Here is a 13,137-nt window from a genome sequence, read left to right on the forward strand (position 1 = left end):
AAATGAGGCCGCAACCCGCTATCTACGGAATATGATTTGGCGGGCGCGGATAACGCATATTGAATCCCTGCTGTGGCGCTGGTTTTGTGGGCGGCCTTCCTATTTGTCGTAATGGCAGCCTGCACGCCTTTTCCAGACAGGCGCCGAACCGAGCGGGAGACTTGATCCCTCCCCATTCCCCAATGCCACCCCAAGAAACCGATCTGGAGCGTCGCGTCCTCGCACACGAGCGCATCCTTCAATTTCTCCTGGCGGAGTTGGCGCAAGCCGATCCTTCGCTTGCAGATCGCCTCACAACGGCCTTCTGGCCCAAAAGCCGAAACTCGCATCAGCATGACCATACCGATGCTGAGGATTACGCCGAAGCCTTTGTCCGGCAGGTTCTGAAGCTCAACGAACAGCGGAGCGACTTACCCTCGCGCCCTCCTTCGTTGGCAACGACGAGCTCTCGGACAGAGCCGCCTATCGCCACGAATGAAATCCCGGTCGTCGTCAAACCCCGCAGCGGAGTATGGGAAGTCAGCCGCGCGCGACGTCACATTGGCGACTACATGGATCGTAGCGCCGCCTTCGAAACTGCGCTCGCCATCGCGCTCGAAGACATTCAGGCCGGAGTGAAGGCGACGCTCGTCGTCGATGGAGTGGCAGTTCCGATCGGCGCCGCGGCCAAGCCCCAAGGACAAGCGAATGACTAAGGTCGATATCACGGCGACGCGGCAAGCCCCTCGGGCTTACATTCCAATCGGCATGGCGGCCCATGTTGTCGCGCTCCTCTCCCGGGGCGGCCTCAGGGTGCGGCTCGCGAACAATCATGAGTTGGATGTTCCGGCCGCTAGCGGCAGGCAAACAGACATCAGCCTTCTCGGCGATGTCGTTTTCATTGAGTGGGCTGCGGGCCGGCGCCCGGGCTGGCGGCTGACGCCTGCCCTCACCCTTCCTGCCTGAGGATACAATCGAGCCTGACGGGAGCCTGGACTATAGTGGTCTGACAGCTGCGCCAGGACCTCGATTAGCAACCGCTCCGATATGACCGGCACCGGTCCTTCGCTAAAGCTCAGGAACATTCCCGCCCACAGGGGCTCCCTCCAGGCTTCCCTGCAAGAAAGCAGCGGCCCAGGACGTCACGACTCCCCTGTTGCAACGCCTTCGGTCGCTTATTGATAAATTATGATCCGCGTTACGATTTCTTTTTAGCAAGTCGATATAATGACTCATTGCGGTGGTTCGGAATGTCCGCTTGCGACCCATTGCGGACATCGGGTCAATGTCTGAAGCTGGCGCATGGCAATCACGTCAAAGATCAAACTGGTCGTGGCCGCTGATGAGCCGGCACTGTTCTACTCGTCGGTCTCACTGGCTGAGATGGACCTCGAAGCCATCGACGTGCGGGATGGCGTCTATCCAGTTGGCTACGGCCCCGAGGGCCAAGTCTTCAAGCTGGAAGCCATAGGCGACCGGGTGCGCATCTCACAGGTGGCAGGGCTGCCACCGAAACCCGACGATCTTCGTGCCCTTCTGCTTCGCTACCTGTCAGCCGCTGGCGTCAGTGACGTCGAACAGGCTGAGCCGCTTGGAATCCTGCTGGCGCGGTGTGATGCGGCAGTGGACTGACGTCCGCTAACCACCCATACCCTCCGCCGCTTTCGCGCCGGAGCGGATGCCGCATGGGCAGCCGCGACCGCCTGAGACTTCGTCGGGTCAGGCAAGTTACGTCCAGCGGCGCTTAACCTGACAGCACCTCCAGCTGGTCGAGCGCTCGAAAAACGAACCAGGGCACACGGTCCGGGAAAATGAGTGACGCGAGGATCGCGCCGCCCGCGACCGACGGGTCGGTCGGCTGGACAAACGCATGAGGCGGGAAGTGCTGGAGCAATTCGTCGATACGCCAGATGTAGTGGCCGATGGTGAAAGGGTTGTTCTCGCCGTTGTCGATCGTCTCAAGCGCAAACAGCGAATGATCGTCAGCTACGAAGGCATTGATCGTAACGGGGTCGAGCTCGCTCATCGCTTCGTCGAAGACATCGGTGAGATCAAACAAGGGGGCTGCCAAGAGGTAGACCGTTCCCAGCTCATTCGGCTGGGCGACCTGCCCCTGCACTTCAGCGAAGGAGTCCGTAAGGCGGGCGAGCATGTAGGCGAAGATGCGAGACGGTTCGATGCTGGTGGCAGCGATCCGCGCTTTGCACTCGACATACGAGTTGAAGAGCGGGCTCAGTACGGCTTCGCCTTCCTCCTTCAGATCGAGGGCCGCTAAGGCAGTGAGCGCCAAGGCCAGATATGGCGCTTGGGCGTCGCTTATCGACGCGAGGGAAAGACGGTAGTGTTCGACAATCAGATCCAGCAGGCGCTTGAACTTGTCACGCGGGAATTCTGCCTCGTGCCCGATCAGCCGCCCCAAGTGAAAAGCCGCTCCTGTCCAACCCAGTACTTTCGATAGGCGGATTGGTAGGAGGTAGAGATTGGCCATCCCGCCGGGGCCGGCCAACATAGCGAACTTCTCGGCTTCGAAGGCCTCCACGGCTTCATCGAGCGCTCGATGGATTACGCCGATGAGGCTTTCCAGTTGGCTCAGCAGCCAGCGGCTGATTTGAGGATGAATGCTGGCATAGGGCAGCAGCGCAATCGCAGCCGTCGCGCGAAGTTCAGCCCCTTTGAACACGTCGCGGCTTTCATCCGCCTTGCCAATCAGATGCCCGAACAAGCGCTCCACGTCGGCGATCAAGTCCAGAGGGTCGTGGGCGTGGGATGCCAGAACGGGCTCGACGGCATCGAGAAATGCTCGGGGCTCCCACTTCCTCAGTGCCGAGTGGCTTCTCGCCTGAAACAGGGGGTTTCGACAGAACTGGGAACGGCGGTGCACATTCAGCGCCGACAGCACCGGGTTTTGGTCGCCGGATCGCCGGACACGTTGGATGACCACTTGGGCGATGTCGAAGAGCTCAAGCGAGCCGACATCCTCTCGGACCAGCGCCCGTCCCGTGATGCAGTCGAGCAGCGCCGAGGTGCCAACACCGCCATCCGCATACTCGTTGGCTTCCTGGTTTCGGGCGGACATGGCAAGCAAGGTCACGGCCGGTGAGCCGACGTAGCCGCTCGTCTCTGGGCGGGTGAGCATGCTCAGGTCCGCCGCGAGGCCGCCACTGAAGCACGCATCAAGGATCACATTGGTCTGCGCCGGTGATGCCTCGGCGATCTGTGCGAAAAGCTCCGAAAGACTGAAGGCCGTTGCGGTAGCGCGATCGAGCCTCGTGTCTCGCATGGCCATGTAGAAGCCGACAGGCTGGATCATCCCGTGCCCGGCGAAGAAGAAGGTCAGCTCGTCGAATTGAACGCCGCCAAGAACGACCTCCTCGACGGCTAATCGGACCTCGGCGAGCGTCGGTGAAAGCAGCAAGCGCGAGAAGGCCGGCTCGTACGCACCCACGTCCGGCTTGATGAGGTCGTTGAACACCACGGTAGCGTCATGCTCGGCCGCACCGAGGGCGTTCACATGGTCGTACGTGTTGACGCCGATGGCGATAAGCGCGCGGGTCATCGCGCCTCCGGCATCTTGAATTTGCTCCGACGCTCTCGCTCCCTCGCAAGCGCCGCCTCGCTTTTCTCTGCCTTCAGGCGTTCGACCTCGGCCGCGAACTCGGGCGGTTGGGCTTCGAGGTCGGCGATCATCTTCTCAGCCGCCTGATGGCCAGCATGAATCTGCGGCATGCTGACGTTGCCGTCGCGATCGACGCCGAACTCGATCTTCCGCAGCATGTCAAGGAAGGCAGCTGCATTGGAGCCGGACGCGGCGACATCCACGGTTTGCCCATTGGCGTCGCAAACATCGCTCAGCGTCTGATACATCATCCGCATCTGGGCACCGTGCATCTGCTCAGAAATGCTCTGTATGGCGCGGGGAATGAGGGTCAGATCACCGTCGACAATTTCCTGAAATGGCGTGGCCCATTCGACGGACATCGTCTGCATTTCACCATCAACGGTGTGCGGGTTGGCACGATGGTTCCACCGTTTGCCGTGCGAGAACCGTTGGATGTTTTCCTCGGCGATCATCGACTGCATGCCACCGCGCTTCAAAACCGAAATGGCCTTGGTAAACGCCTGCTCGAAGCCAGACGCTTCGTCGGCCATCTCAAAGAACGTCGAACGATCCGCCATGCTAAACCTCGGTCGTGTGGTGCGGCGGACGGACTCGAACCGGCACTTCGAAGAAACAGATTTTAAGTCTGCCGCGTCTACCATTTCGCCACGCCCGCGGCTGTTTCTTAGCCCTAATTGCAGGGGCTCAGATTTGCCAGTTCCTAAGATCCCTGCGTCGGCTGCGCGCCATGAGCGGTCATTGTCGTCCCGCTAGGTAGACGACATTCTTCACGGCTTTTGACAACATTATTAATTCTATTATCTTGGAATTATGGAATCAGAAGCCGCCATCCTCGCCCTCGCCGCCTTGGCTCAGCACACGCGGCTCGAGACCTTCCGCCTGCTGGTCCGGCATGAACCCGACGGCCTGCCCGCCGGCGAGATCGCCGACACCCTGGCGGTCCCGGCCAACACCATGTCGGCGCATCTGGGCGTCCTGTCTCGCGCCGGTCTGATCTGTTCCGAACGCCGTAGCCGGTCAATCATCTACCGCGCCGACCTAAGTCGCCTTCAAACACTGGTCGTCTTCCTGCTGAAGGACTGCTGCCAGGGTCGCGCCGAGCTGTGCGAGCCGCTGTTGGCCGAACTCTCACCCTGCCGCGCCTGAGGCCATCATGGACGTCGTCATCTATCACAACCCCGCCTGCGGGACGTCGCGCAACACCCTGGCCCTGATCCGCCACGTCGGGATCGAGCCGCACGTCATCGAGTATCTGAAGACGCCGCCCAGCCACGCCATGATCCTGGGGCTGATCAAGCGCATGGGCGTGCCGTTGCGCAGCCTTCTGCGTGAGAAAGGCACGCCCTTCGCCGAACTGGGGCTGGGCGATCCCGACCTGACGGACGATCAACTTCTGGACGCCATCGAAGCCCATCCGATCCTGCTGAACCGTCCGATCGTGGTGTCGCCGCTGGGGGTGAAGCTGTGTCGACCATCCGAAGCGGTTCTCGATCTCTGGCCGTCGGAAGGGCTGAAGCCATTCTCCAAGGAAGACGGCGAAATCGTCATCGACGCCGAGGGCCGGAGGGTCCGCTAATGGTCGACGCCGTGATCACTGAGCAGCCGAAGCGCCGCCTGTCCTTCCTGGACCGCTGGCTGACAGTGTGGATTTTCGCGGCCATGGCGCTGGGCGTGCTGCTGGGCTCGGTCGTGCCGGGGCTCCCCGCCTGGATCGATGGCCTGTCCGTGGGCACGACCAACATCCCCATCGCCATCGGCCTGATCCTGATGATGTATCCGCCGCTGGCGCGGGTGAAATACGAGGAACTGCCGCGCGTCTTCGCCGACAGGCGCGTGCTGCTGTTGTCCCTGTTCCAGAACTGGGTGCTGGGGCCGGTTCTGATGTTCGCCTTGGCGGTCGTTTTCCTGCGTAACCAGCCGGAATACATGACAGGCGTCATCCTGATCGGCCTGGCCCGCTGCATCGCCATGGTGCTGGTCTGGAACCAGCTGGCGCGCGGCGACAACCAGTATGTGGCGGGTCTGGTCGCCTTCAACTCGATCTTCCAGATCGCCTTCTTCAGCCTCTACGCTTGGCTGTTCCTGACCGTGCTGCCGCCCCTGTTCGGGCTGGAGAGCAGCGTGGTCGGTGTCAGCATCTGGACCATCGCCGGCGCCGTCCTGGTCTATCTGGGCCTGCCCTTCCTCGGCGGCTTCCTGACCCGACGCACCCTGGTCGCGAGGAAGGGAAATGATTGGTACGAGACGCGCTTCCTGCTGCGCATCGCGCCGATCACCCTGATCGCCCTGTTGTTCACCATCGTCGCCATGTTCAGCCTGAAGGGAGGCGAGGTCGTCGCCCTGCCGCTGGACGCCCTGCGCATCGCCATCCCCCTGACGATCTACTTCTTCGTCATGTTTCTGGTCAGCTTCCTGATGGGGCGGCTGATCGAGGCGGACTATCCGCGCACTACGGCCTTGGCCTTCACCGCCGCCTCCAACAATTTCGAACTGGCGATCGCCGTCGCCATCGCGGCGTTCGGACTGGCCTCGCCCGTCGCTTTCGCGGCGGTCATCGGCCCGTTGGTCGAGGTGCCCGTGCTGATCCTGCTGGTCTCGGTCGCACTGTGGCTGGGCCGCCGCTACTTCCAAGCGACCGCCCCTAAGCAGGATACCTACTGATGGGCTTCAACGTCGTAGAGTTGCCCCAGCCCACCCCCGATCTGATCGCCGCGCTGGAGGCCGCCGGCCTGCCAGCGGATGACCTCCATGAGCCCGGCCGTCGTTTCTTTCGTTTCGAGGACGATGCCGGACTGATCGGCTACGGCGGGCTTGAGCAGGTCGGCTCCGACGCCCTGATCCGATCCATTGTTGTCATCGACGACCGTCGCGGCGAAGGCCACGGCTCAGTAATCCTGTCCTGGCTGGAAACTAAGGCTGCCGCGCAGAATGCGTCCGGCCTCTACCTGCTCACGACCGCGGCGGCCGCCTTCTTCGAGCGGCACGGTTACACCGCCCTGCCCCGATCAGCCGCGCCGACCGCCATCGCCGCCTCCAGGCAGCTTAGCGCCCTGTGTCCGGCTTCGGCAGCATTCATGTTCAAGGAGTTGCGTACCCAATGACCCGTCTTCGCGCCCTGCCCGATCCCGATCACCTGCCCGCGCTGGACCCGGCTTACCTGTCGAACCGTCCGGCACTGGGCCTCGGCCTGAACGATCATCCGCCGCGTATCCTGCTGCTCTACGGCTCGCTCCGGGATCGGTCCTACTCCCGCCTGTGCGTTGAAGAGGCTGCTCGCCTGCTGCAGTTCATGGGTTGCGAGACGCGCATCTTCGATCCGTCCGATCTGCCGCTGACCGATCAGGTCGACTATGATGACCACCCCGCCGTCCACGAACTGCGCGAACACGCCCTGTGGTCGGAAGGCATGGTGTGGAGCAGCCCCGAGCGCCACGGCCAGATCTCCGGGATCATGAAGCTTCAGATCGACCACCTGCCGCTAAACATGGGCGGCATTCGCCCGACCCAGGGCCGCACCCTGGCGGTCATGCAGGTGTCGGGCGGCTCGCAGAGCTTCAACGCGGTCAACACGCTGCGCCTGCTCGGCCGTTGGATGCGGATGATCACCATCCCCAACCAATCCAGCGTGGCAAAAGCCTTCATGGAGTTCGACGACGACGGCCGAATGAAGCCGTCGAGCTACTACGACCGCATGGTCGACGTGATGGAGGAACTGGTGCGCTTCACTGTCCTGACCCGCGCCCATGCCGGCCATTTGGTGGACCGCTATTCAGAACGGAAAGCCTCAGGCGTGCCGATCGATGCAGCCAACGACCTGTCCGCCATCGCGATCAGGTCGGCTTAGCGCCAGCAGCGGACATTGGCATTAGGCCGAGAAGCAGACATTCGGACACCCCTCAGTTCAGGATAGGCTTCGTTCGTCATGGCCATCGCGTCAAACTTTCGAACTGTGGCTTCGGCCTGTCTTGATAACAACATGCGCCTCAAGCCGCACTCACGACAGAAGCGGGTCGGATAGAGCGCGCCACTTACACTGAACGAACAACCTTTAGGTCAACCGGGATAGGCGTTCCTCATAATAACGCCGGTGCGGCCGTTCCCATCCAACTCGAGGACCCGAAGCGGGACGGTTCTTCCTGCGGGGGTCTCGACAGGTCCAACTGCGGAGAACTTTTCGATCAGGTGGCGGGCAAGCGCCTTACTAGCCGTCGTGATTACCAAGTTCACTATCGGACTGCTTTCCATGACAGTCGCCCGGAAGATGTCGAGCAAACCGACGCGGTTTAGATCGTCGAGATGGGTCACCGGCTCGTCAAGAAAGAACGTCCCTCCGAGACTGCGGGCGCGCCCCAAAAACAAAGCGAGCGCCAAGTCTTGCCGCTGTCCTTGGCTAAAGTCCTTGCCCGGATCCATCGCCTGGTTTCCGGCATCCGCAAGCCAGCGTAGCGGCTCATCCGTTTGGCCGAGGCGAATGTTGTCGAACACCCGGTTAGCGTGCATGCGCGCAAAGAGCGGGTTCACGACCCGGCTTAAATCTTCGATCTGGCGCTTGCTGACGTCGTTGTAGGCCTCGTGGAACGTCGCCTTGGCTCGTTTGGCCGCGTCGATCCGAAGCGTCATCCGAGCGCATTGTTCTCTCGCCGGAGCAACCTCTGCGGTCAGCTGTTCCAGTCGCTCTCGGCGCACCTGCACAGACCAAGCTGCGGATGCCGCCGCGAGCGCCGCGGCCGCGCCGGCGACAATCGCGGTCTCTTCGGCAATCTCCTGTCTCACCTCTTGCAACATCGCGGATGTGAAAGCCCGCCCTGGCGCAGCCTCATCCCAAAGTGCGGCAAGCCGGCTGGCCTCGACCGTGAGCCCCTGCAGCTCTTGGCGGCAATCGCGAAGTTGCTGCTGAGCGACAGAATGCTCGCGCCTAAGCCTGTCGCGTTCGGCCGTCTTTTCCTGAAGCTCCGTGACGACGGCTGAGAGCTTCAGCTGAATGGCTTGTTCAAGAACAGCTACGGACTGCTGCAACTGCGCAGCCAAGCCAGGGATGGGCGTCTCATCGCCGAACAACGAAGCGGCAGGCAAAGACAACAGCGTCTCGAACCGCCGGCGCTCTTCCACCAGAGCGGCGAGCGCTGTGGCGATGCTGAGATGCCAGTCGGCGGTTCTAAGGCTCGTGAGCGGATCTTCTGAAGACAAGCCAAGGGCGTCGAGGTCAAGCCTGCGCCGTGAATAGGCTTGTTCGAGGGTCTGCAGTTCGGACCGAAGGCGGTCGGCTTGCGCACGCCGCAGTACAGCCTCCTCAAGCCTAGATGCTGCGAGGCGAGCGGCCTGGGAAGCCGAGCCGGCGGCGACCTGAGCAAGGTGTCCCAACTCTGGGACCGTATCTAGAGTCGACGTAATTGCGCTACGCAGCCGGCTCGCATCTCCCCAATCGTGTTTGCAGACCGGGCACTCGCTCGCCTCGTCGTCATGCGCATGCTCCAACAGGTCGCGCGCCGCGCCCTGCAGTCGCGCCAGAGGCCCCGACGTGGCCTGAAGGCGGGCGATAGCGTCACTCTCCGCCAACTCGAGCGCCGCTGCCTCGCTGCGCAGAAGCGCAATGGCCTCTTCTGACATGAGGTTGGGAGCCAAGGCGTCCAACTGGCCTCGAAGAAGTTCGATCCGCCTCGCTTCCTCCGCATCGTTGCCGAAAGAGGCGATTGCGGCGCGCAGGGCAACGCCACGGCGGGCTCGCTCGTCCGAGCTCCACTGCGATTGCGGAAGCCGTAAGTAAAGCGAGGCAATGGTCGCGGTCAGGTCTATCGGGGGCGACGCATCGCCATGAACCCCTAGAATCCCAGCCAAAGTGTTGGCGTGCTTCGTCAGCGCATCGCGCGCCGATGTCAGTAGGCGTGCTGTTTCAGACTGGAGCGTCTGACGCGCTGCCGTTTCCGATACAGCCGTCGCAGCCAACCTTCCGTCGGTCTCGATCTGCACAAGTCGCGCAGCTAAAATCGACTCGCTCTGCGAAAGGGCAGCAAGCTTCGTTTCGGCCTCTACGCGAACCTCCCATTGTGCTGCGACCGTCTCAATGGTCGAGGATCGCAGCTCAGCGAGGTGCTTGCGGCGGCCTTGTTCAGCCATCGCCGCCTCTATTCGACCCGCCACGTTCGGATCGACCACATTCAAGTTGTCGGCTTCGAGCCCCAACGCCGCTTCAGCCGCTTCCAATTCGCTGAGGGCGGATGTCGTCACCCCGGCCGTATCCAGCGCGGTCTTCAACGTGGCGATCTCTGCTTCCTGGCCGAGAATCCGCTGCGACAACAGCCGCTCCCGGCTGCCAAGATCCGCGATGTACTTGTCACAAAGCTGTTCGGCGTCAAGCAGGTGGCGAATGCCCAGAAGATCGGCAAACACTTGGGTTCGCCGCTGAATGGTGTCGTCGTCGGAGTCGACAAGCGCGGCCAAGGCCTCGGCAGTCAGAAACCGTGTGCCCCGCAGCCAGCGTTGCCTAAGATTTATCGCCCTTAGATGGTGCGTTTCGTTGGCCGCTGCCGAGGGTGCCAAGAACGATAGAAGCTCGTTCGGCCCGATAGACACCGCGTCACCGGCGGCGGCGCCGAATTCCGTTTCCTGCGCCTCGCCATTCACAAGTCTCGAAAGGTGGCGTTGTTCGCCACCCACCCAGATTTGCCCGACGACCGACGGCTGTCTTTGGTCTTTCACCCATTTCGACTGCAAAACCTGCGGGTTGAAATCCTTGCCCTCCTTCAGCCGCTCGACCTGGCCCGTCAGCAGCCACTCGGCAGCCTCACACAGCGTGGTCTTGCCCGTTCCATTGGGCGCGAACACCAGGGTGATGGGCGAACTGAGGTCGAAGACGATCGGGTCGCTGATGCCTCGGAAAGCGTCAACGCGAAGGGAAGATATCCTTACCCCGGCGCTCACGCGGTTTCGTCCCGCTGAGCCGTAGCCGGTGCGCCGAGCAATGCCAGATCAGAGTAAACCTGCTGCGCCTCGGCATCGATCTTCGGCCAATATAGATCGCTTGCGCCTGCCATCGCTGCGTCGGGCAAACCCAAAACTGTCACATCCGCAATTCGGCACCATGACCGCTCGGTTTCTCCCTCGGCGAGCTCTTTTGACGGCCAGATCATGTGTTTGCGGCAGATGCGAGCGGAGAGTTCCAGCTTACGAATTTCGTCGCTCGATCCCGCTTGTGGAAATTGAGGAAGCGCCAAGACGAGATAGCCGTCGATCGGCCGCCCTCCGCTGTTCACCTCTTGCTGCGAGAGGTACTGCTCAAACCATCCCTCAGCTTGGTTGGCGCAGGCGACGATGTGTTGCGGCGCCGCGTCGTCAACCGGCCAAAGGAGCAAGTGAGCGTAGCTGCTAGACCACAGAGCGGTCGACGGCGGAGCCACCACGATCTGCTCTCCTGCCGGCAGGTCGGCGGGCTCCAACCCCACCTTGCGGCACAACGGATCCAGCATTCGTTCCGCTGCGGAAAAGTCCGCGTCTCTTGCTAAGGTCACGCCGCTGCCCCTTTCTTGAAGAAGGCGTTGATATCAGCCAGCAGCTGAACAGCCTTTTCCTGGTCGCCTAGGGCTGGATCGTAGTCCGCATAAATCGCAGCGACCCGGTCGAGGCCGAGAGTCGCCACCTTGCAGCGTCCCCTCGCCAAGGTGATATCGCCGGTCTCCGCACCAAGCCCACCGACAGCGCCCAAATCCTTCGCGGGAGACGGCGGCGCCGCCACGTCATCTAAGCGTCCTTCCCCGACAATCCCGGGCTTGAGGTCGCCGGACCAAGACGCTCCGATAACGACAAGGTTAGGATGGTGGCCTTGGCCGACTTTCCAGGCACCCAACTCACGTTCCATCTGCCCCACGGTCTTGTTGGGGTCTCGCCAGATCAAGATATTGGATTCGGAGGCGACCGATCGCAGCTGACCCGCTTGATCGTTATTGGGTAACCACTCTAGCCCCTCGATCGTCGCCACCACGGCCAGCCCGTGAACCGCCGCCATGGCCGCCGGCGCTATCCTCGCCTCATGTAACCCGTCGGGATCTACGGCCTCCGGGGCCACACCCGCCAAAAGCCCATGCAGCAGCCGCTCTGGTGACGGTGGCGTGTCCGCGGTCAGCTGTGTGGCCAATTGCTTCAACCCGGTCGCCACGCGCGGGGACCAACCGGTTTGCGCGGGATGACGTCGGACGAACCGAGAGAGCTCGCACCCGTCCGGCCGATCGGGCAGCAACACGGGCGCGGCCACACCAGCCGCGTTGCAGGCGCCATGCATCTCGGCATGCCAGATGAACTTGCCGTCAACGGGGCCGTAGGGGCCCCAGCTGACCTTGCCCGTCGCGACCGTCGGCACAGACTGGCGCAGGACGCCCCCAACGACGCCGCGAACGCTGAGGCGACGACCTACCGGCAGATTGGCCTGTCCTTTGGTCAGATCGCCCCATCGTCCATAAACGCCAGACAGGCTTCGCCAACGGTCGGCGGCTTCGTCAGCCACAGGGTGGTCGTGGGCGATGTTGCAAAGAGCGACCACACCCTCCCGGCCCGCAAGCACCTGATTGAGGATGCCATCGACGGCGATCTCCCAATTGACGTTGTAGCCGGTCTGCAAGAGCGATCCGACCACCATCGCTGGGCGAGCGACGTCTCCCGCGACCACCGCTTCTCGAATGCGCGCCTGCGGCGAGTCCGGATGCTGAACCATCGGTTGCAGCATGTCGGCGCAAATGAGTGGAAAGAGGTCGAGATCGTTGAAACGCAGATAGGTCCCTCGCCTGCCGTACTGAAGGGCGGGTAGCTGGACCGCCTCCACGTTCTGCTCGGCGAGCATTTTGAGAAAGACGATGCAGTGCGTGTCGCCATTGGGATCGTGCACCCAGCACCAACCGCCATTGACCGGCCGCACGGTACTTAGCGGCGTGGCGGCTTCATCCCAGGCGAAATGTCGCCCGGTGCCCCCCGCCTGCGCGGCGGCCCGCCAATCCAATAAGCTCTGGCCGGGCGTGACCCCAAATCCGCCCAGCAGGACAATGGGACGTCCGGCCTGCCGCACAGCCGCATCGATGGCGGGCCAATCTGAAGAACCGAAGGCGAATTCCGGGGCGACGACAAGCACGGCTTCCGCCCCCGGAGCCATCTCGGCAAGCGCAGGACGCTGATGCGCGCCACCTCCGATCAAAAGATCTTCGACCGCGCGCACCGCGGCCGGCCGACTGGCGTCAGTGCCGATGCTTTCGAGGTTTGGCGCAAGTTGCAGCAGGCAGAGCTGAAGCCCACCCCCCGCAAGGACGGTGGCGTCAAAACCAACCGTCGTTACGCGGTCGCCAAAAGTAAACTGCGGATCAGCCACGAAAGGTCGTCACTCGCGAATATCAACTTTCACTAAACCCTACATGGCGCAGCGACGTTCGTCATGAACCTTGGCAATAAGAATTCAGCACGTCCGATCCGCCCCTTCCTCACCTCTTTCCCCTCGCCGATAATCACCAGATAGGCGTCTGTCAGCGCAGCGGCCTCGTCGCGCTCCGCTGAGCCGCCGGCGG

Annotated in this window: 13 protein-coding genes and 1 tRNA gene; 8 read left to right on the forward strand and 6 right to left on the reverse strand. The window is 62.3% G+C overall.

Annotated features, from left to right (window positions below):
• Positions 1–161 precede the first annotated feature (161 nt).
• The 3 genes from V8J38_RS09575 (at position 162) to V8J38_RS09585 (ending at position 1,611) form a co-directional block, all read left to right on the forward strand.
• On the forward strand, positions 162–695 hold the full coding sequence (locus tag V8J38_RS09575; protein WP_338575312.1) for a hypothetical protein: 534 nt from the start codon (positions 162–164) through the stop codon (positions 693–695).
• A complete protein-coding gene (locus V8J38_RS09580; protein WP_269298616.1) occupies positions 688–945 on the forward strand; it encodes a hypothetical protein in 258 nt (85 codons plus the stop codon). Before V8J38_RS09575 ends, V8J38_RS09580 begins: the two co-directional genes overlap by 8 nt.
• 336 nt (positions 946–1,281) lie before the next feature.
• Positions 1,282–1,611, forward strand: a complete 330-nt coding sequence (locus tag V8J38_RS09585; protein ID WP_338575317.1) for a hypothetical protein — start codon at positions 1,282–1,284, stop codon at positions 1,609–1,611.
• Between the two features lie 112 nt (positions 1,612–1,723).
• On the opposite strand, the gene V8J38_RS09590 is transcribed toward V8J38_RS09585, so the two are convergent.
• The 3 genes from V8J38_RS09590 to V8J38_RS09600 all read right to left on the reverse strand — a co-directional run bounded on the left by V8J38_RS09590 (position 1,724) and on the right by V8J38_RS09600 (position 4,253).
• Positions 1,724–3,535, reverse strand: coding sequence for a caspase family protein (locus tag V8J38_RS09590; RefSeq protein ID WP_338575319.1), 1,812 nt, complete (start codon positions 3,533–3,535; stop codon positions 1,724–1,726).
• Complete coding sequence (locus tag V8J38_RS09595; protein WP_338575321.1) at positions 3,532–4,155, reverse strand: hypothetical protein; 624 nt, start codon at positions 4,153–4,155, stop codon at positions 3,532–3,534. Before V8J38_RS09595 ends, V8J38_RS09590 begins: the two co-directional genes overlap by 4 nt.
• Positions 4,156–4,172: 17 nt before the next feature.
• Positions 4,173–4,253, reverse strand: a tRNA-Leu gene (locus tag V8J38_RS09600).
• Between the two features lie 155 nt (positions 4,254–4,408).
• Here V8J38_RS09600 and V8J38_RS09605 point away from each other — a divergent pair.
• The 5 genes from V8J38_RS09605 to arsH are packed head-to-tail and all read left to right on the forward strand — an operon-like array spanning position 4,409 to position 7,442.
• Positions 4,409–4,744, forward strand: a complete 336-nt coding sequence (locus tag V8J38_RS09605; protein WP_338575323.1) for a metalloregulator ArsR/SmtB family transcription factor — start codon at positions 4,409–4,411, stop codon at positions 4,742–4,744.
• A gap of 7 nt (positions 4,745–4,751) precedes the next feature.
• On the forward strand, positions 4,752–5,174 hold the full coding sequence (arsC, locus tag V8J38_RS09610; RefSeq protein ID WP_338575324.1) for an arsenate reductase (glutaredoxin): 423 nt from the start codon (positions 4,752–4,754) through the stop codon (positions 5,172–5,174).
• Positions 5,174–6,259, forward strand: a complete 1,086-nt coding sequence (arsB, locus tag V8J38_RS09615) for an ACR3 family arsenite efflux transporter (protein ID WP_338575327.1) — start codon at positions 5,174–5,176, stop codon at positions 6,257–6,259. The genes arsC and arsB overlap by 1 nt, the downstream gene beginning before the upstream one ends.
• A complete protein-coding gene (arsN2, locus tag V8J38_RS09620; protein ID WP_338575329.1) occupies positions 6,259–6,699 on the forward strand; it encodes an arsenic resistance N-acetyltransferase ArsN2 in 441 nt (146 codons plus the stop codon). Before arsB ends, arsN2 begins: the two co-directional genes overlap by 1 nt.
• Positions 6,696–7,442: an arsenical resistance protein ArsH gene (arsH, locus tag V8J38_RS09625; protein ID WP_338575330.1), complete on the forward strand. Its 747-nt coding sequence runs from the start codon at positions 6,696–6,698 to the stop codon at positions 7,440–7,442. Before arsN2 ends, arsH begins: the two co-directional genes overlap by 4 nt.
• Before the next feature lie 209 nt (positions 7,443–7,651).
• On the opposite strand, the gene V8J38_RS09630 is transcribed toward arsH, so the two are convergent.
• The 3 genes from V8J38_RS09630 to V8J38_RS09640 are packed head-to-tail and all read right to left on the reverse strand — an operon-like array spanning position 7,652 to position 12,944.
• Positions 7,652–10,516, reverse strand: coding sequence for an AAA family ATPase (locus V8J38_RS09630; RefSeq protein WP_338575332.1), 2,865 nt, complete (start codon positions 10,514–10,516; stop codon positions 7,652–7,654).
• A complete protein-coding gene (locus tag V8J38_RS09635; protein WP_338575334.1) occupies positions 10,513–11,061 on the reverse strand; it encodes a hypothetical protein in 549 nt (182 codons plus the stop codon). Before V8J38_RS09635 ends, V8J38_RS09630 begins: the two co-directional genes overlap by 4 nt.
• A gap of 38 nt (positions 11,062–11,099) precedes the next feature.
• The gene (locus V8J38_RS09640; RefSeq protein WP_338575336.1) at positions 11,100–12,944 is read right to left on the reverse strand and encodes an ABC-three component system protein; all 1,845 of its coding nucleotides are present in this window, start codon (positions 12,942–12,944) and stop codon (positions 11,100–11,102) included.
• Positions 12,945–13,137 lie beyond the last annotated feature (193 nt).

The sequence above is a fragment of the Brevundimonas olei genome (genome assembly GCF_037055245.1).
GTDB lineage: Bacteria > Pseudomonadota > Alphaproteobacteria > Caulobacterales > Caulobacteraceae > Brevundimonas > Brevundimonas olei.